The organism is Deferrisoma sp., from assembly GCF_054681715.1.
Genome location: NZ_BAAHFQ010000022.1, coordinates 18,061 through 35,534 on the forward strand (window position 1 = coordinate 18,061; position 17,474 = coordinate 35,534).

Below are 17,474 nucleotides of genomic sequence, written 5' to 3' on the forward strand. Positions count from 1 at the left end.
CACCGGAGGACAGGGGGTTCTGAGACCTGATCTCTGAATTCTGGCCCCCGGTACGGAAGCCGGCCCCACAGACCGGGCCGAACGACACCGCCGGCATCGGGAAGGATCCCAGCCGCCAGCCGAGAGGAGACCCATGTTCGCCGACGTGGTGGTAATCGGGGCGGGGCCGGCGGGCCTGAGCGCGGCCATCGAGGCCTGCCGGGCCGGGGGGACGTGCCTTGTGCTGTGCCGCGGGCGCCCGGGCCTCGACGGGAACGGGCTCCTGGCCGCCGGGAACTGGGCCGTGCTGAACCCGGCCGCCGGAGACACCCCGGAGCGGTTCCGGGACGACCTCGTGCGAAGCGGGGCGGGCCTCGCCGACCCCGAGCTCTGCCTCGCCCTCGCCACGGACTCGGCCGAGGTTCCCGGGTTCCTGGGGGCCCTCGGGGTGCGGTTCCTGGAGCGGGACGGCCGGCCCTGGTTCGGCGGAAACCCGGGCCATGGCGTGCCCCGGACCCTGACCAGCCTGTCGCCCGCCCCGGGACGGCCGGGCCGGGGGTTCACCGAACCCCTCGCCGAGGCGGCGCGGGCCGCGGGGGCGCGGTTTTTGCCCCACACGACCGCGGTCCGGATCGAGGTCGACCAGGGACGGGCCGTGGGGGTCGTCCTTCGCCGTCGGGACGGGTCGCTCGGCCGCGTGGCCGCCGGGGCCGTGGTGCTCGCGGCCGGCGGGGGCACCCGGCTCTGGCGCCGCACCGACAACGCGGCCGGCATGGCCGCAGAGGCCTGGGCCCTGGGTTACGGCGCCGGGGCCATGCTCCGGGACCTCGAGTTCGTGCAGTTCCACCCCACCGTGGGCCTCTGGCCGATCCGGGCCGTGTTCCCCACCTCGCTCTTCGCCGACGGCGCCGCGCTGCGAAACGCCCGGGGCGAGCGGTTCCTCCCCGGGGAGGCCCGGGCCACCCGGGACGAGATGGGCCGCGCCGTAGAGCAGGAGATCCGCGAGGGTCGCGGGGTCCGGGGTGGGGTGTGGCTCGACCTCTCGGGGGTTCCCGACGAAACCTGGGCCACCCGGTACGCCGGCCTCGCCCGAACCCTGGCCCGGAAGGGCTTCGACCGCAGCCGCGACCGGGCCGTCGTGGCCCCGGCGGCCCACTTCCTCATGGGCGGCCTCGAGATCGGGCCGGACGGCGGCACCGGGGTACCGGGCCTTTGGGCCGCCGGCGAGGCCGCGGCCGGGGTCCACGGCGCGAACCGGCTCGCCGGCACCGGGCTCACCGAGGCCGTGGTGTTCGGCCGGCGGGCCGGGAGGGCGGCGGCCGCCGGGACGGTTCCCCCGGCTTCCGGCCCCCGCCCCGGCCCGCCTCCGGCCCCGCCCCCCGCCCCGGAGATCCGGCGCCGGGTTCGCGAGGTGGTGTCGGCCGCGGCCGGCCTCGTGCGCGAGGCCGGCCACCTCGAGCGGGGGCTGGCCGAACTCGAGGCGCTTCGCCCGCCGCCCCAGGCCGCACCCGAGGACCGAAACCTCTGGACCTCGGCCTGGCTCCTCCTGCGGGCCTGCCTCGCCCGGGCCGAGTCCCGGGGGGCCCACTTCCGGGCCGACGCCCCGGACCCGAACCCGGCCCGGGCCCAGCCGGTCCGCTTCCGGAGGCGAACCTGACGCCGCCGGCCGTCACCGGGCCGCGAACCGCCCCTGGCGCCGGCGGGAGGCCCGTGCCATGCCACCCCGCCGCCGGGGATGGCCGGGCTCGTGGGACACGGCTTCCAGCGCGAAGGCCCCCAGGTGCACCACCCGGCCGAGGGCCCACAGGGCCCCGCCGGCAAGGCCCGGGGCCCGGAGCCGCAGGTCCTCCCCCAGCCCGAGGGACGGGAACCGATCCACGGGGCTTTCGGCCACGGCGCCCAGGAACGCCTCCACGGCCCGGGCGACCTCGTCCTCCCGGCCGGGGTTCTCGTCGGGCCAGTCGATCGCGTCCACGGCGTAGCTCGAGAGGATCTTGGGCCACAGGGCCCGCAGGGTCTCCGGGGCGTCGAAGAGGTCGAGGCCCACCACGTGCCGGCCGATGGCGAACACGGCCCCGGCCTGGCCGGCCACGGCGGGCAGGGCCCGCTCGTACTCCTCCACCGTGCCCCGGTGGCGCTCGTAGATCTCGTCCATGGCGCCGGTGGGGGAGTGCGCCCCGAGCCGGGCGGCCTTGGCCGCGATCTGCTCCCACACGAGGCCCTGGTCGGCCCGGCGGTCGCCCCGGGTGCGCAGCGACTCCGACACGTGGGCGGCCTTGGCCGCCCGGGCCCGGGCGAAGTGGGCCCGCCGGGCCGTCCGGAACTCCGCCGAGCGGTAGCTCCACCGGCCCTGCTCCACGCAGGTCACGGGGATCACTACGGTCTGTTTGGGCCCCACGAGCACCGTGACGTTCAGGGTGCGGTTCTGCTTGGCCCCGACGAGCTCCTCCCCGTCCACCAGGAGCACGGGCTTGTCGGCCCCGTTCACGAACCGCAGCTCCGGCACGCTCCCGCCCTCCGAGACCTCGGTGACCCGGGCGAGCCCGGCCTCCAGGGCCTCGTCGAGCGTGAGATAGTCGGGGGGCGGGGCGTGGGGCCGAAGGAGCGGAAACACCCTGAGGTTCCGGTGGCTGGCGGGCGGTCCCAGGGTGGTGTCCGAAAGCGTTTTCGCGATCTCCGTCATGGCGCTCCTCCCTTCGGTGCGGCCGGGCCCCCCGGCGGGGCCCGCTCTCCGTCACCCCAGGATACGCGCCATGGCGGTCAGATCCTGTCCGACGTCGCCGCCTCCCGGAGCCGGAGGGCCACGCGCCGGATCTCGTCGGCCCGGGTGAGCCGCCCGAGCCATTCCGGCGGGATGCCCGAGGCGCCGTAGCAGGCCCCGGCGATCTGGCCGTAGACGGCGGCCGTGGTGTCGGCGTCGTCGCCCAGGTTCACGGCCAAAAGGCATCCCTCCCGGAAGCTCGCCGTGCGGTGTAACGCCCAGAGCGCGGCCTCGAGCGACCGGACCACGTAACCCGAGCCCTGGATCTCCGGGGGATCCTTGGCCTTGAACGACCCGGCCGCCACCTCGTCGATCTCGGGGCACAGGGGCTCGGCGTCCCAGAGCCCCTCCACCGGCGCGTACCGGGGGGACAGGAGCGCCTCCTTGTCCGCCCCGCCGAGCGCCCCCACCAGGAGCCCCCCGAAATACCGGCACGCGTCCACGCAGGCCCGCGCCCCGTGGGTGGTGCGGGAACTCTCCCCGCACAGCCGCACCGCGTCCCGGGGGTCGGCCGCGTAGCGCATCGCCACCGGCGCCAGCCGCATGAGCGACCCGTTCCCGGCGGACCGGGGATCCGTGGAGCCCGAAAACGGTTCGCCCGTCGCCTCGAACCGCGCCAGGGCCGCCCGCACCGTGTTCCCGATGTCGAAACACCGGTCGGTGCTCGAGCGGTACCCCTCCCGCCACCAGCGCACGTACCGGCGCATCTGGTCCGCCGGGTCGAACCCGCCGGCTTCCAGGAGGCTGTCGGCGAGGCACAGGGCCATGCTCGTGTCGTCGGTCCACTGGCCCGGCTCGAGCCCGAAGGGCCCCCCGCCCGTCATGTCGGTCACGGGCTCGAACGTGCCCGGCGGCCGAAACTCGACCGCCGTGCCCACGGCGTCGCCCACGGCGAGCCCCAGCAGGCACCCCGCGAACCGATCTTCTTCGGAGTTCATGCCCTCCATCCCACCCCCCTCCCGGGAGCCGCCCTGCCCCTTCGTCCCGCACACCACGGAAACCCGATCCGATCGGGGATCACCCCCCGCCCTTCCGGCGCCCCAGGGCGCGCAGGAACCCCTCCGCCGTCACGACGGGGCAAGGGACCTGCCCATCCAGCAAGAGGAGATCCCGGTCTCCGGTCACCAGGAACTCCGCTCTCCCCACTATGGCCAACAGCAGAAACGGAACGTCGAACGGATCGCGGCAGGGGGGAACGTCGGGAGGTGGGTCCGGGATGCGCACCGTCTCGGTGTACGGCAGGTAGTCGGCCAGCAAAACCCTCCGGTCCTCGGGGCTCAGGCGGAACTTGGGGTAGGCGAGCACCCGGATGATCTCGCCCGCCGTCTCCCGAGACACCAGGGGGACGAAGCGGCCCTGGTGCCATCCCCGCCGCAACGCGGCCGGACGCCCACCGGGAAATAGGAGCGCGGATACGACGAGATTCGTGTCGAGCACCACCCTGGGCGCCGCGCTCACCGGTCCTCGTTCCCCGTTCGCCGCGCCCACGCCACGGCCTCAGCCACGTCCTCTTCGGTGAGACCGAGTTCCGCCAGCTTCGCCCGCAGGGCGTCCGCCCTTTGGATCCTCACCGGCGTCAACACGATCCGGCCGTGCTCGACCTGGACCTCGAAGTACTCCGCGGGGCCGACGGCCGCCGTGACCTTCTTGGGAAGAGTGATCTGGTTTTTCGCGGTCAACTTCGCCAGCATGCCGCACCCTGCCGTTGGGGTAAAGTAATGAATCCTTACTTTACCCCACCCGTTCCACCGCTACAACTCCGTGCCCTCCGTGTTCTCCGTGGTGTCTCCCTTCGGCGCCGGTTCATCCGGGCGGCACTCGACCTCGAAGGACCCCACGACGGGCCACCGGTCCTACCGCCCCACCCTCCACGACCACACCATCTGGAACTGGGCCTCGCTTTGGGGGGAGTCGCCGGCGAAGGGCATGCCGAAGGCCCTGCGGCGGTCCACGATCGCCCGCAGGGCCCTCTCGGGGGCCTCGGCCGGATCGTCGGTGCCCAAAAGCCGCGGGGCGTGGCGCACCAGGTAGCACCCCAGCACCACCCCGGTGCGGCCCCGGCCCCCGAGGCAGTGGACGTAGAGCCGCCTCCCGGCCCGAAGCCGCTCGTCCATGGCGTCGAGGATCCGCACCATGGTCTCGGGAGTGGGCGCCCCCATGTCGGGGATCGGGAACGCGAGGCGCTCAAGCCCGTTTCCGGTTTCCGCGGCGACCTCGGCCAGGGCGTCGTCATAGGGCACCAGGGGCCCGAGTTGCGTAAGTTCCCCCGGCTCGGTCAGGTCCACGAACGCCCCGATCCCCTGCCCCGCGATCCACCGCACCTTGGCCCGGGCTGTCCCGGGTTCGGGCGAGCCCGGGTAGGGCCCCGCTGCGATCTGATCGGCGACGAGCCAGTACAGCGGTTGCATGCTTCGTCCCCTTACCAACACCACCGGAAGTCTTGTCAGGCCCCCTTCGTGGCCACCGAGACCGGCGGGTGGGGGGGTGGTGGAGAGCCGGGTGCGGCCCCTTACCTCGCCGCGCCCTCACCACGCCTGGAGCGCGTTGGAAGTTCCGGAACGCCCGCTACCTGCGCCGAGGCCTGCTGAGCCGGCAACGGCATGGAAAGGCGCGGCGATCCGGTGCCGCACTCGCGCCCGGCCGGAACCAGTCCCCCACCCGCGGCAGGCAAACCTTTCGAAGCTATTGGCATCTTTCCGTTCCGGGCGATGCGCTCGGTCCATGCGCCGCCGTTCGCGGCCGCTTCCCTGCCCTCAACCGCCGGTTCCCACCGGCCACAACCCCACCGCCCTGCAAAAGGCCCGCACCACCCGAAGCAGGGGTTCGTCCAGCCGGCCGAGCGCCTCGTCGCGAATCCCGGGCGGAACCCCGCCGTAGAACGCCTCGGCCACGGCGCCGGCCATGGACGCCACGGTGTCGCTGTCCCCGCCCAGGGAAACCGCCTTTCGCACGGCGTCCTCCCAATCCGAGGAAACCAGGAAGGCCGTGAGCGCCTGGGGGACCGAGCCGGGACAGGTGGCGTCGGGCTTGTGGTGGACCCGAAGTTCGTCCAGGCCGATGTCGAGGCGGTACCCGAAGGTGCCCTCCACGAACGCTCGGATCTCGTCCTTGGGGCTCCCCGTCCGGGCCAGGAACACGGCCGCGGCCACGGCCTGGGCGCCCTTGATGCCCTCGGGGTGGTTGTGGGTCACCTCGGCGCTCCGACGGGCCTCCCCCAGAACCTCCTCCAACGTGTCGAACGCCCAGGCCACCGGCGACACCCGCATGGCCGACCCGTTTCCCAGGCTCCCGTAGGGCTCGTCCCGGTCCGACCCGGCCCACCGCCGAAACCCGGGCCCGAACCCCCGGTCCGGGTACCGGCGGTACCACTCCCGGTACTTCGCGCCGTAGTCGGCCCCCGTCAGGATGGCGTCGGCCGTGGCCACCGTGAGCACCGTGTCGTCGGTGAACCGCGAACGCGTCCCCTCGTCGAACAGGGGCCACCCGGTCTCCACCGTGATGTTGTGCCGCTCGTACGGCGCCCCGATGATGTCCCCCGCAATCGCCCCGATCATGGATCGCCTCCGACGGATCTCCCCCCACCTGCCGAGTCCGCCCGGAAAGGAAACGCCGCTCCCCTCCGGGCTCCCCATCGTCCTCCCCCCGCCCTGCCAACGTCCATTGCCCCTCGCCGCTTACGTGCCATACTATTCGAGAATGGCACATCCATAAGCCCATGCCAGGAGGTGGGACATGACCCAACAGGCTCGGGTGTCCGTCGCGAAGAACGGACGGCTCGTCATCCCCGCGGCGCTCCGGAAGGCGATCGGCTTGGCGGACGGCGGCGACGCCCTGCTCCGGGTGCGGGACGGCCGCCTCGAGATCGAGCCGCTCCCGGCGGCGGTGGAGCGCGCGAAAACCATGGTGAGCCGCTACGCCGCCGGCCGAAACCTGGTGGACGAACTCCTTCGGGAACGGCGCGGGGAGGCCGAGCGTGAGTAGGGCTCCCGAGGACCGAACCTCGTGGGTGCTCGACGCCTCGGCCGTGTTGTCCGTCCTGCAGGGGGAACCGGGGGCCGAACGCGTGCTCGGCGTGCTTCCCCTCGCTGTCATCTCCACCGTGAACCTTTCGGAGGTGGTCGGCAAACTCCTCGACGTGGGCATGCCGGATGTCGAGATTCCCCAGGTGGTCGGGGCTCTCGGGCTGGAGACCGTCCCCTTCGGCGACGAGGCCGCCTGGCGGGCGGCCGGCCTGAAACGGAAAACCCAGCCCCTCGGCCTCTCCCTGGGCGACCGGGCGTGCCTCGCTACCGGGCTCGTGCTGGGCCTGCCCGTGCTGACGGCCGACCGGGCGTGGACGAAACTCGACCTACCGATCCGGATCGAGTGCGTGCGGTAGCGCCTCACCGCGCCGGAGGGGCCTGCCCGCCTGGGGGGAACCGGAACAGGCCCCTCCCGGTTCCGTACCGACGCCGGGGCTTTCTCGTCCGGGTCCCGATCCCAGAGGCCGGATTCTCCCGGACGTTTGCGGCAAATGCAGCGCCCGGCCGCGATTCGCCAGCCGAACCCGCGGGCCCTCGAAGCCTAGGGCTTTTCAAGCACGAGTTCGGCGAGCAGCCACCGGTAGAGTTCCGCCGTCGACTCCCCCCTCATGTACCGCTCCCACAGGGAATCCGCGCCCTCCGGCTGCAGCACCCGCCATCCGAGCCCAGCAACCCCCCGCGGACCGCCATGGACCATTTCCGCCACTGGCTCTGCCTACCCCACGTTCCAGAACTCCGGATGCCACCCGCGGAACAGCCCGTACCTGTCCTCGGCCGGGGCGAGGACGAGGAGAGCTCGCATCGCCCGGGTCATCGCCACGTAGAGGACCCGCCGCTCCCGCTCGATCCACTCCTCAACTCCTTCCGGCGTAAAATCGTCCGGCACCCTCGGGTAACCCGAACGGGCGAACCCGGCCAGGGCGACCACGGGAAACTCGAGTCCCTTGGCACTGCGTAGGGTGATCACTTTTACGGTGCTTGCGCGAAGATCCAAAGACCGGCCTTCCATGAACTGGGCGCGCACCCCCCGGGCGCTCAACTGCTCGGCCAGAGTGATCCCCGCCGCACGAGTGGGCACGAGCACCGCACACGCGCCGACCCCGAGACGAAAAGATCGCGCCGCGGCGGGGAGATACCGCGCGAGAACGTCCACCTCCCGGTCCGCGTCTGCAACCTCCCGGACGGCAGGCAAGGGTCCGGTGTGGACGTGCACACCTTCGTCTAGAGCCCCCGGGTCGGGCGCACCGCTGGCCGCGTACGACGCGGCGGCCACGGCGATCTCCCGCGTCGAGCGATGGTTCGCGCGAAGCACCCCGGTTCGGCCCCGGAACTGCAGGGTTTCATGGACATCCGCCCACCGGAACCCGCTCCGGTAGATGGACTGATTGGCGTCGGCCGTGAGAAACAGTCGGTTGGGGCGCTTGCACACCGTGGCCAAAACGCCCAGAACCACCGGGGGGAGATCCTGTGCCTCGTCCACGACCACGGCGTCGTAGCGCGGCCCCGCCCCGGCTGCCACCTCCTCCCGGGCCAGACAGCGAATCCGCCCCCAGGTCCATACGTTGTTCCTTGTCAAGAGGCCCGCGTACCGCTCCCACACAGCCCACACGGCCCGCCGCTGCGCCTCGCCGAGCCCCACCCGCCGACCCGGCCGTGGGGCAGCGAGATACTCCTCGAGGGTCCGTAGGCCCCGGCCTTCGATCACCTCCTGAATCTCCTCCCGGAGGTACTCGGCACCCAGGCGTTCCAGCTCGCGACGGCGGCGGTTCCGCTCTAGACTCGACCCTTCTAGAAATGCACTTTGGAGGGCCGCGTCGAACAGGGCTCGCTCCTCTCGGTCGGTCGCGGGGGAAACCCGACCGAGCGTTCCCCGGGCGATCTCCATCATCAGGCTGTCGGCTGTGCGCACCTCCACGGCGCTTGCCCGATCCCCCAGCAACTGGTCGAGGAGTTGGCGCGAGAAGTTCACGAGAGCGTTCGTGTAGGTGGTGAAGAGGATTCGCGGGGTCGCCTCAACCATCGCGTCCAGCATGGCCCGCACCCGGTACAGGGCCACCGTGCTCTTGCCCGTCCCCGGCCCCCCCTTGAGCAGCGTGGGACCGCGGGCCTCCACGGACCAGCGGACATACTTCTCTTGCTCGGCGTCGAGCTTGAGGAGAAACCCGAGCAGGCTCCCCTCCCGAAATCGGAGCAGGTCGTCCACGTCGTTGGCGACATAGTCGGGCTGGCCAAGCACTTCTTCCAGCGGTCGCTCGAAGAGCACCTCGTCCACCCTCAACACCACATCGTCGGGGATGCCCTGCTCGGCGCACCGGTACAGTTCCTCCCGGGTCGTCACGGCAAGGAGCCGGGGCCGGTACACGGGCAGCACCCGAAGCCGCTCCAAAAGATCGTCGGACAGCGCTACGGGTAACGGGGTTTCCTGGGGCTCGGGGGGACGAAGGAACTGCTCCCAACTGGGCCGCGGCGCAGGCGCGTCCGGGGGAAACTCCGCGTCGAGCCCTCCCAGCGACTCGGCATCGAGCCCCTTGTCGTACGCGTGGTCTCGCTTCCGGATGGCGAGGAGACTCACATACGGCTCCTCGAATGTGTAGAAAATCCGATAGCTTCCCGCCCGGATGCGGAAGAGCTTCCCTCCGAGGTGTTTGACCTTCTTCTTCGTGGCCCCGTCGGGGGTGGGATCGCGCGCGAGCGCGTGGATCTTCTCGAGCACGAGAGGGATATCCCGCTGCGGGAGCGCAAGCCACTCGTTCTGGAACGTGGGCTTCATCGTCGTGAGCCACTGGCCGCTCATACCCCAAACACCTCGCCGACCAGAGCCTCGAGCGCGGACGAATCGATCATCCCCTCGGGGGAGTCCTGCGTCGTGATCAGCACGCCGGCCTCACCGCCTCCCTCCTCCCGGGGCAGGATCCCTTGAGCGCGGTACCACGCCTTCTTTCGTTCCCACCGGTCCCGGTATACGGGATCGGCCAGGAGCCCCAGGTGTTCCCAGTAGAAAACCTGCCCCGTCGCGGCGTCTTCGATGGTGAAATCGGGAAACCGCACGTCCCCGTCCCCACCGGGCAGCGGCTTTTCGTACTCGTAGGAGATGCCTTTGGAGTGGAGGAGATCGGCGATGATCACCTCCGATTTCGACCGCACCAGATCGCCCCGCCGGGTGCGGTGGACCAGGTTTTCCTGCACGGGCCGGGGCTCCCACGACTCCCCCGAGGCGCCCAAAGACGGCGGCGCGATCTCCACCAATCGCGGGTTCTCGAACAGGTTCGTAAGGCGCCGAGCCGCCTCGGAATAGTAGGGCGAGGAGTACCTTTTGAGATCGTGGAACTCGCCCTGGTACAGGATGACCGCCTTTTCTTTCTGCCGAGTCAGGGCGGTGTACAAAAGCTCCCGGGACAAAATGCGGCAGTGGCGGGGGACGATCACGAAGGTCTTCCCGAACTCGCTGCCCTGGACCTTGTGGACCGTGAGGGCGTACGCGAGCGACAACAGTTCGTCCCCTTCATCCGAAAACTCCCGAGAACGAAACGTGTACTTGAACCCGGGCTGGGAAGAGAACTCGACCTCGAGATCCCGCGGAGGATATCTCCTCTTGGAGTTCCTCCCCCGGTACTCACCCACCACGATCCCGATCTCGCCGTTCGCCACGTACCGAAGGGCACCCTCCTTGGGCCACACGTCGTCGCGCCGCCCGTTCCGGGTGGCGATGACCTTGTCCCCGTACAGGATGCCCTCCCGACCGACGGGCCGGGGAACCACCCGGTACTTCTTGCCCGGGTTTTCGGCGCGCCGGCGCGCCGCCTTCCGAAACGTTTCCTGAATCCAGCGGTTGAGCGCTTCCACCCCGTGGCCCGCCGCCCGCACCGGAGTGAGGATCTGCCACGCTTCCACCTTGCCCGCGGCTCCCTCTTCGCCGTTCCTGCCGGGGTGGAAGTACACCGAACCTTTGAACTCGCTCCCGCCCAGGGAGCACTCGAACCCCTTCTCGTCGCCGGGCCCGCGGAGGTCGAGTTCCTCCACCAGACATGCGAGCAGTCGCTCCCGTAGCTGGTCCTCGCTGTCCCAGGGCTCGAGCCGCAGGCGCTCCGACCGGTATCCCCGGCCAAGGCGCTGCCACACCTCGTCGGCGCCCGGGTCGAGCGGTCGGCCGCTGAACCACTGGGCGAGCAGGAGGTCTTCCAGTTCGCCCTCTCGCTGGCGGCGCTGGATGGTAAGCTCCGCGTAGCCGGGCCCCACCCGCGGGAACCCCGCTTCCGCCTCCGACGGCCGAAGCCGTCGCACAATGTCGAGAAACGGCCGGCCGCTCCCGATGGGCGGCAGTTGCTGGGGGTCACCCACCAACACGATGCGTTCGGGTGGTTCGACCGCATCGAGCACCGCGGCCAATTGCTCCTCGGTGAGCATCGACGCCTCGTCGATCACCAGGGTCTGCACGCCCCGGATCCTCGGCCCACCCGTCACCCGGTATTCGCCCGTGTCCGGCACGTACCGCCCCGCGTCCAGGAGGAACTGGGCGATGGTCTTCGCGCCCTGGATGCCGGTCTGGACCTCCATCCGTACCCGGGCCTTGCCCGTGGGCGCCAGAAGCTGCACCCCGTCTCGCACCTCGGGCCGATCGCACAGGAGCTTCAACAGCGTGGTCTTTCCGGTACCCGCGGGCCCCACGAGCACCGAGATCCGCGAGGCGTAGAGTTCCGCGACCGCTGCCGCCTTCTCCTGCCGGGCCTTTTCCTCCTGTTCCCGCTCCACCGGGTCGGAGGGGAGCGCCTTGAACTGCTCGTCCAACAGAGCACGCCAGTCGATGTCGCCGGCGTGGCGGCGGCCCCGGATCCGGCGCTCCACCGCTTGGCGGATGAGTCGGCCGGCCTCGTGGAGCCGAGCCAACTGGTAGGCCGGCGTGCCGTCGGCCATCTCGACCTTGGTGAGGACGCCCTCGAACGAGTCCTCCACCGCGTTCAGCAAGTCCTCGTCCACCTCACACGTCGGCAGGAGTTCGAGATCCCGCACCCGTTGCACCGCCCGGGGGCGCGGAAGCAGGGTGTGGCCCTCTTCGGCCGCGGCGTGCTCGAGCACGTGGGTCGCGAGGGCCCGGACCCGCCGCGGATCGAGCGGGCCTTTCATCGCCGAAGGATCGGGAAGGGGGTGCTTTTGCGCCACCACCGGGTCGGGGAAAAGCCCCCGGTCCACGGTCTTCACCGAGATCGGGTCGAGGCTCGACCGGTCCCGCTCGTAGAGCAGATACGGGTTCTCCAAGAACTCCCGGTCGGTCCCCTCGATTCCGGCCTCCTCCCGCTCCGTGGGCTGGTAGAACCGCGTGGCCTGCTCCGCCGTGATCGCGAACCGGCTCAGGAGCGTCAAAAGGGCCCTCCGCTCCTCCGGGAGGCGCTTCCACTTCGCCCGAATCGTCGAATCGAGCCGCTCGCCGGCAGGCAGGAGCGTGGGGTCCTCCATCAACTGTTCCACGAGATCCCACGGGTTCTCGTTCCACTCCATGCGCTCGCCCATCTGGGCCGTGGAGATCTCGTGGGCGACGAGGGTCGCGTCCGGCACGCCGAAGGCCGAGAGAGCCGAACCGAGACCCGGGCAGGGCCCCCGCATCTGCCAGAGTCGGTTGACCTCACGGTCGATCCAGGCGATCGCCTGGTCCCACCGCCCAGGGAACACCTCCGCGGCCCTCTTCAACGCCTTTTCGCAGTTCAGCAGGGCCGAGATGGCCGCGTCGTGGCTCACGTGCTCGCTCGCGTACGAGAACTCGACCCACGCCTCGTCTGGCGCAAAGGCCACGAAATCCGATGGGTTCAGCGACGGATCTCGCTCGGCCTGCTCCAAGATCTCGTGGTACGGCATCACGAACCCGTCCCCGATGTCGGGCCGCACCGTGTGGCGCACCGCGCGTTCCCAGATGACCGCCCGGTGGCTTCCGGGACCCCGATAGCGGTATTCCACCGGAGCCCCCACCCCGGCCACCCGGCCCACCGCCACGATGACCCGGCGGGGGTCGTCCACCAGGGGAGTCTGTTTCGCGTAGAAGAAGCAAAGCGATTCCGAGGGCTTGACGGCGCTAAAGAACGTGTCGAGCAGGGCGAGTTGATTGCGTTTGGTCTGCACCCAGGCGGTGTGGAACCCCATGTGCTCGTCGATCTCGACTTCCGGGTCCGCCAAGAAGCCGATGCCGTATTGGTCCACGACCTCCCGGGCCCCCTCCCGAAGCATCCACCGAAACGGCACGCACGCGGCCGAGTACGCCGGGTGCCGGTACGGGGTGCGGTCGAAATGGGAATACGGCGCGCTGAACGAGGCGTAGGGATGCTCGAGCCAGCGTTCGAACTCGAAAGGGGCCAAAAACGCCCCCCGCTCCCCCACGCATGCCGGCAACTCGTCGGGACCGAGGTCGCACCAGCGGCATCCCCTGCGCCGCTCCTCCGCGTCGTCGTCCCGCTTCTCGTGGACCCGGGGCAACACCAGGCACGACGCGTTCCCTTTGGGGTTCTTGCACACCGTGCCCTGCCATTTGTCGTCGTGCCACGGTACCCGGACCGAGAGATGCCGGACCGGTAACTGCCTTGCTCCCTCTGCCAACGCCGCCATGCGTTCGTCCTTTCTTCGTGATATTCCGGTTTGTGGCTCAGCCGCCGACCACCCATGGCGCGAGCGGCTCCAACACCTTTTCCCAAAACTCCCGGCCGCCCCAAGGTTCGACCCCGGACACGGGAGCGCGGGGCACCGGAACTCCCAGCAGGAGATCCACCCACACCATCTGGCCCTCGGGGCCGGCAAGCCCCTCCAACCGCTCCCGCAAATCGGAAAGCCGCATCACGTTCTCGGCAAACGGGATCTCGTGCTCCCGACGGACGCACTCCGCGAGAACGAGCCTGTCGCTCGCCGGGTTGCGAAACACGTATCGGGTCCGACTCGCCGGAAAGGGGCCCTCGTCCGGGGTCGGTCCCACATGCAGTTCGAGCACCGGCTCCACCCCCGCCCGGCGCCGGATGGTCTCAAGGGCCGCCTCGACGCTTCCGTCGGAGAGGCTCGGCATGAACCGGTGCCACGCCCAGTCGCACTTCATCTCGTAGGAGCGGGCCTTCGCGCTACCCAACGCTGACGCGAGGGCCTTGCCGATCCCCTTCTCCACCGCCAACCCAGCGAAGAACGCGTCCCCGTTCCTGGAGAGGAAGAACACGAACTTCCCCAAATGGTACGCGGGCCAGTTCCTACCGGTTCTGGACGGCCGGAAGACCCACCACACGCTGGTGTCCGGATACTCCGGGTTGTACGGGTGGACCGCCATGGCCCCGCAGGTGCGCTTGAATCCTTCGGTTGCCCGCACCGCGTTTACGCAGTCTTTGGGGTCCCAAAACCGAGTCCAGATGGGCATGTTCTCTCCGCTCAACCCCTCCTCCTCTCGCCCCCGGGGCTTCCGAACTGCGCTACCTCACCGGATTCAGCTCGACCAGGTTCTCGCCCTGTGCCTTGTACCGCTGGTTCCAGAACAGATCGAAATACACCGGATGGAACGGTCGCCCGCAGAGTTCCGAAACGGCCTCGGCCTTCCGGGCCACCTCGGCGTGGAACGCCAGGTACATGCGCTCCGTCTTGATATGGCCGTACGCAGACTGTTTCGTGAGCCCCAGTTCGCGCAGAAACTCGCGGTCGAAAAGCTCAACGGTACCCTGCGGCGTCGGGATCCCCTTGATCATCTCCTTGTGGATCGGAAGGAACAAAAGGGGCACCAAGCGCCGTCGGTCCTCGGCAGAGAACTCGGTCGCCATCGCGACCAGGTGCTCCATGTAAAGGTCGACCGGCTTGCGGATGCGGTAGTACGACTCAAGTCGGTCGGGCTCCACCGCCTTGCGGAGTTCCCGCCGGATCTCCACGCAGATGCCGTTTAGGAATTCGTGCAACTCGTCGCGGGTCGCCACCGAGGCCAGCCACTCCCGGAGCCTCCGCGCGTTGGCGAGGAAGAACCCGTTGAACAACTCCTTCGGGCCCCGCGGGATCGGGACATCGGTTCGAAGCTTCATGCTCCGCCACGTGTTCGGCCCCACTGCGGGGATCCGGTCCACCCTCCCCCCGGCCCGGCTTACCGGCACCCCCAGGATCACGTCCTCCCAGGGATGAGTCCTCCCCGGCGACAGGAAAACCTTCTCGCCCTTCTCCAACACCCGGGTCAAGAACTTCGCGTCGTTCATCGCGCCCTCTCCTCATGCCTCTGCGTGGTCCCAACCCCCCAACCAGACCGTGGCGGTCACCACCGTGCAGATCACCTCCCCCCTGGCCCGTGGTGTGGGTGCACCGAGACCTTCGGAAGAGTCTGGAAAAACTCTTTCGCGTCCCGGCGGAATCTGGCACGCGAGAACCGACGGAGTCATCTATACCTTCTCCACCCGGGGAGTCCTACGTCTTGGATCGGCGTCACCTTTCGAGGAGTTCCGCCTTTGCCAAGAGGTCACGACCAACACTTAAGGAAAAATTCCCCGGGGGCCTCCACCCCCCAGCGGACGAACTGCACTTCGTTTCGCCAAAAACTGGGCTGTTCATGGCGCGATGGGCGTACATGTCCCCGGCCCCAATCAGCGGTTTCTTTCCCCGTTCAGACACGTCTCTGGAAAGTCGAACGTTGGAAAATCATCCGGCGGGCATGGCTAATAATAGCCCACGAACAGGAAGGTCGAATTACCACGAAATCGGCCCAACCCTGCCAGTCCCCTCCCCACGCCCTCACACCGGTTGGCTGGCACGCCGAAGTCGTACACCGTTCGGGTCTGCCAGGACTGCAACAGTTCCCGGAAACACGGCCTCGTTGTCGCGGACGATCTGGGAAAGCCCGACGACGGTGAGTTGGTATCCGCCGGTGGACGTGGCGTCGACCCGGCGCACCACTCACTCGGCGTCGCGGACGATCAGCCGCTCGCCCGGCGCGAACGTTTCGCTCCCGATGCCCATCGGATCCGGATCCTCCCTACCCCACGCCCTGGGGCCCAAACGACAAACGGCCGCCGGACTGCCCCAAGGGGCTCTCCGGCGGCCGCTCCGTTGCTGATTCGCTGTCCCCCCGTCCGCGCCCCGCCATGGCACCCTCCCTCCTGAATGGCGGTTCGCTATGGTACGGGAAACCCCGGGGGTGGGGCAACGCCGGGTGGGGCAATCGCGGTCAGATCCTGTCCGACGGACGGGGGAACGCCGGGTCGGGGGTTCCGGGGATCTTCGGGCGGGGGCGCAGACCCCCCGTGCCGCCTAGCCGAACAGGCTCCCGGCGGCCCGGAGGCCGAGTTCGCGGCGGCACTTGGCGCAGAGGGTGGCGTCCCGGTCCACGCCGGCCACCTGGCGGCCGATGTCCTGGAGGTCCCGGGGCACGTCGCGCGGGGGCTCTTGGTCGGTGAAGGTCAGTTCGGTTCCGCACCGGTCGCAGCGTTCGGTCATGGGCCCCTCTCCTTGTCTGGGTCGGTCCTCGGCCCTCCCTCGTCTTCCGAGAGTTCGTCCGGGAACCGACGGTGTCCTTCGAAAACGGTCAGCACCACCACGGCGTCGCGCTTCACGCGGTAGACGATTCGGTAGGCCCCCTGGACCACCTCCCGCAGGTCCTTTCGGCCCTGGAGTTCCGGAACCCGGCGACCGGACCACGGGAACTCGGCCAACCGCTCCACGGCAGCCACAAGCCGTCTCACCCACCGTGCCGCCGCGACAGGGCTGTCGGCCGCGATGTAGTCTCCGATGGCGGTGAGATCCGCCTTGGCCCGGTCGGTCCAGAGGATCGGAAGCCGCGGCCCGGGCGGAGCCACGCTCACTCTCCGTCGGTGCCCCCGAACCGACGCCGAAGCTCTACGACCACGTCTTCGTGCGGGGTCAGCCGGCCGTCCTCGGCGTCGGCCAACCCCTGCTCCACCGCCCGCAGGAACTCGGCCCGCTCGATCAGGGCGTCATATGCGGCCGGCGAGAGCAGGACGCCGGCGGCCTTGCCGTTCTGGGTGATGACCAGCGGTTCCGCGCTCTCGCCGAGCCGCCTGAGCCATACCGCGGCCCGGGCCTTGAACTCGCTCACCGGCACGATGCGTTCCGAAATCCTAAGCGGTCGCACGATTGGGTCTTCTCCTTTGGCGATCTCGCATGCGCGGCGGTTTGCCCGCGCTCCCGTGTCAGACTACCTATGGTCCGAATACGGGTCAACGAATAGACCTCCCCGGTTGGCCCGGGCGGAAGACGGGACTCCGCCGCAGCCGGATAGAACCCGCGGAACCCCGCGGTGCCTTCGGGACGGCGCCGGCGCTGTTCTCCCCGGCGATCAGGGGCAGGCGGGACCGGAAAACACGAAGGGCCCGTTCCGGCATAGAACCGGAACGGGCCCTTCGCTGGAAACTGGTGGAGGCGGCGGGAATCGAACCCGCGTCCGAAGACCATCCGCTCGGAGCCTCTACGTGCGTAGTCCGTGTACTGGGTTTAGCGGCTGCAGACTCCCACGGACAGGATTCCGCCGCCGCGAGCCCCTCTTTGGGTTCGCCCCGGCGCCAAGGGGCGGAGCGCCGGGACTAGCCTGCGTTGATGACACCCAGCGCCGTCCTGCAGGCGGGGCCGGCGCGGGCGTCGCGGCCTACTTAGGCCGCGAGGGCCAACTCGTAGTTGTCGGCAGTTGTGTTTTTGCCGGTTGTTTTACGAGGCCAACCGGCGACCTCGGCACGCAGCTTCCGGCTTCAGCGTCCCCGTCGAACCCAGATCGC

16 protein-coding genes and 1 other RNA gene are annotated in these 17,474 nt (G+C 69.8%); 3 read left to right on the forward strand and 14 right to left on the reverse strand.

Annotated features, from left to right (window positions below; all coding sequences use genetic code 11):
- Window positions 1-133: 133 nt before the first annotated feature.
- Window positions 134-1,636, forward strand: coding sequence for an FAD-dependent oxidoreductase (locus ACY0I8_RS05560; RefSeq protein WP_461393944.1), 1,503 nt, complete (start codon window positions 134-136; stop codon window positions 1,634-1,636).
- A 12-nt stretch (window positions 1,637-1,648) separates the two neighbouring features.
- On the opposite strand, the gene ACY0I8_RS05565 is transcribed toward ACY0I8_RS05560, so the two are convergent.
- The 6 genes from ACY0I8_RS05565 to ACY0I8_RS05590 all read right to left on the reverse strand — a co-directional run bounded on the left by ACY0I8_RS05565 (window position 1,649) and on the right by ACY0I8_RS05590 (window position 6,294).
- Window positions 1,649-2,662, reverse strand: a complete 1,014-nt coding sequence (locus ACY0I8_RS05565) for an ARPP-1 family domain-containing protein (RefSeq protein ID WP_461393945.1) — start codon at window positions 2,660-2,662, stop codon at window positions 1,649-1,651.
- Window positions 2,663-2,739: 77 nt separating this feature from the next.
- Window positions 2,740-3,678, reverse strand: coding sequence for an ADP-ribosylglycohydrolase family protein (locus tag ACY0I8_RS05570; protein WP_461393946.1), 939 nt, complete (start codon window positions 3,676-3,678; stop codon window positions 2,740-2,742).
- A 79-nt stretch (window positions 3,679-3,757) separates the two neighbouring features.
- The gene (locus ACY0I8_RS05575) at window positions 3,758-4,198 is read right to left on the reverse strand and encodes a putative toxin-antitoxin system toxin component, PIN family (RefSeq protein ID WP_461393947.1); all 441 of its coding nucleotides are present in this window, start codon (window positions 4,196-4,198) and stop codon (window positions 3,758-3,760) included.
- Complete coding sequence (locus ACY0I8_RS05580) at window positions 4,195-4,431, reverse strand: AbrB/MazE/SpoVT family DNA-binding domain-containing protein (RefSeq protein WP_459941243.1); 237 nt, start codon at window positions 4,429-4,431, stop codon at window positions 4,195-4,197. The genes ACY0I8_RS05575 and ACY0I8_RS05580 overlap by 4 nt, the downstream gene beginning before the upstream one ends.
- A gap of 162 nt (window positions 4,432-4,593) precedes the next feature.
- Window positions 4,594-5,148 carry a protein-tyrosine phosphatase family protein gene (locus ACY0I8_RS05585; protein WP_461393948.1) on the reverse strand — a complete coding sequence of 185 codons (555 nt, stop codon included), beginning with the start codon at window positions 5,146-5,148 and terminating at the stop codon, window positions 4,594-4,596.
- A 345-nt stretch (window positions 5,149-5,493) separates the two neighbouring features.
- Window positions 5,494-6,294: an ADP-ribosylglycohydrolase family protein gene (locus tag ACY0I8_RS05590; protein ID WP_461393949.1), complete on the reverse strand. Its 801-nt coding sequence runs from the start codon at window positions 6,292-6,294 to the stop codon at window positions 5,494-5,496.
- 178 nt (window positions 6,295-6,472) lie between these two features.
- Here ACY0I8_RS05590 and ACY0I8_RS05595 point away from each other — a divergent pair, with 178 nt between their 5' ends.
- Together ACY0I8_RS05595 and ACY0I8_RS05600 are read left to right on the forward strand one after the other, a co-directional pair.
- Window positions 6,473-6,721: an AbrB/MazE/SpoVT family DNA-binding domain-containing protein gene (locus ACY0I8_RS05595; protein WP_461393950.1), complete on the forward strand. Its 249-nt coding sequence runs from the start codon at window positions 6,473-6,475 to the stop codon at window positions 6,719-6,721.
- Window positions 6,714-7,118, forward strand: a complete 405-nt coding sequence (locus ACY0I8_RS05600; protein ID WP_461393951.1) for a type II toxin-antitoxin system VapC family toxin — start codon at window positions 6,714-6,716, stop codon at window positions 7,116-7,118. The genes ACY0I8_RS05595 and ACY0I8_RS05600 overlap by 8 nt, the downstream gene beginning before the upstream one ends.
- Before the next feature lie 359 nt (window positions 7,119-7,477).
- Here the strand turns inward: ACY0I8_RS05600 and ACY0I8_RS05605 are convergent, their stop codons facing one another.
- From ACY0I8_RS05605 to ssrA, 8 genes are all read right to left on the reverse strand, one after another.
- On the reverse strand, window positions 7,478-9,556 hold the full coding sequence (locus tag ACY0I8_RS05605) for a UvrD-helicase domain-containing protein (protein WP_461393952.1): 2,079 nt from the start codon (window positions 9,554-9,556) through the stop codon (window positions 7,478-7,480).
- A complete protein-coding gene (locus ACY0I8_RS05610) occupies window positions 9,553-13,350 on the reverse strand; it encodes an AAA family ATPase (RefSeq protein WP_461393953.1) in 3,798 nt (1,265 codons plus the stop codon). The genes ACY0I8_RS05605 and ACY0I8_RS05610 overlap by 4 nt, the downstream gene beginning before the upstream one ends.
- A 37-nt stretch (window positions 13,351-13,387) precedes the next feature.
- Window positions 13,388-14,137 carry a hypothetical protein gene (locus ACY0I8_RS05615; RefSeq protein ID WP_461393954.1) on the reverse strand — a complete coding sequence of 250 codons (750 nt, stop codon included), beginning with the start codon at window positions 14,135-14,137 and terminating at the stop codon, window positions 13,388-13,390.
- Between the two features lie 52 nt (window positions 14,138-14,189).
- Window positions 14,190-14,951: a hypothetical protein gene (locus tag ACY0I8_RS05620; RefSeq protein WP_461393955.1), complete on the reverse strand. Its 762-nt coding sequence runs from the start codon at window positions 14,949-14,951 to the stop codon at window positions 14,190-14,192.
- Between the two features lie 1,045 nt (window positions 14,952-15,996).
- Complete coding sequence (locus ACY0I8_RS05625; protein WP_461393956.1) at window positions 15,997-16,182, reverse strand: hypothetical protein; 186 nt, start codon at window positions 16,180-16,182, stop codon at window positions 15,997-15,999.
- Entirely contained in the window at window positions 16,179-16,541 is a 363-nt protein-coding gene (locus ACY0I8_RS05630; protein ID WP_461393957.1) for a type II toxin-antitoxin system RelE/ParE family toxin, read from the reverse strand. Before ACY0I8_RS05630 ends, ACY0I8_RS05625 begins: the two co-directional genes overlap by 4 nt.
- A 2-nt stretch (window positions 16,542-16,543) precedes the next feature.
- On the reverse strand, window positions 16,544-16,837 hold the full coding sequence (locus ACY0I8_RS05635) for a type II toxin-antitoxin system Phd/YefM family antitoxin (protein WP_461393958.1): 294 nt from the start codon (window positions 16,835-16,837) through the stop codon (window positions 16,544-16,546).
- A 279-nt stretch (window positions 16,838-17,116) separates the two neighbouring features.
- Window positions 17,117-17,474, reverse strand: a transfer-messenger RNA (tmRNA) gene (gene ssrA, locus ACY0I8_RS05640); the annotation flags it as partial.

What these genes read in the sequence shown, in the direction of transcription:
- ACY0I8_RS05560 (WP_461393944.1), top strand. Translation starts at nt 134, where the DNA reads ATGTTCGCCGACGTGGTGGTAATCGGGGCGGGGCCGGCGGGCCTGAGC.
- ACY0I8_RS05565 (WP_461393945.1), bottom strand. Translation starts at nt 2,662, where the DNA reads ATGACGGAGATCGCGAAAACGCTTTCGGACACCACCCTGGGACCGCCC.
- ACY0I8_RS05570 (WP_461393946.1), bottom strand. Translation starts at nt 3,678, where the DNA reads ATGAACTCCGAAGAAGATCGGTTCGCGGGGTGCCTGCTGGGGCTCGCC.
- ACY0I8_RS05580 (WP_459941243.1), bottom strand. Translation starts at nt 4,431, where the DNA reads ATGCTGGCGAAGTTGACCGCGAAAAACCAGATCACTCTTCCCAAGAAG.
- ACY0I8_RS05585 (WP_461393948.1), bottom strand. Translation starts at nt 5,148, where the DNA reads ATGCAACCGCTGTACTGGCTCGTCGCCGATCAGATCGCAGCGGGGCCC.
- ACY0I8_RS05590 (WP_461393949.1), bottom strand. Translation starts at nt 6,294, where the DNA reads ATGATCGGGGCGATTGCGGGGGACATCATCGGGGCGCCGTACGAGCGG.
- ACY0I8_RS05595 (WP_461393950.1), top strand. Translation starts at nt 6,473, where the DNA reads ATGACCCAACAGGCTCGGGTGTCCGTCGCGAAGAACGGACGGCTCGTC.
- ACY0I8_RS05605 (WP_461393952.1), bottom strand. Translation starts at nt 9,556, where the DNA reads ATGAGCGGCCAGTGGCTCACGACGATGAAGCCCACGTTCCAGAACGAG.
- ACY0I8_RS05610 (WP_461393953.1), bottom strand. Translation starts at nt 13,350, where the DNA reads ATGGCGGCGTTGGCAGAGGGAGCAAGGCAGTTACCGGTCCGGCATCTC.
- ACY0I8_RS05615 (WP_461393954.1), bottom strand. Translation starts at nt 14,137, where the DNA reads ATGCCCATCTGGACTCGGTTTTGGGACCCCAAAGACTGCGTAAACGCG.
- ACY0I8_RS05620 (WP_461393955.1), bottom strand. Translation starts at nt 14,951, where the DNA reads ATGAACGACGCGAAGTTCTTGACCCGGGTGTTGGAGAAGGGCGAGAAG.
- ACY0I8_RS05625 (WP_461393956.1), bottom strand. Translation starts at nt 16,182, where the DNA reads ATGACCGAACGCTGCGACCGGTGCGGAACCGAACTGACCTTCACCGAC.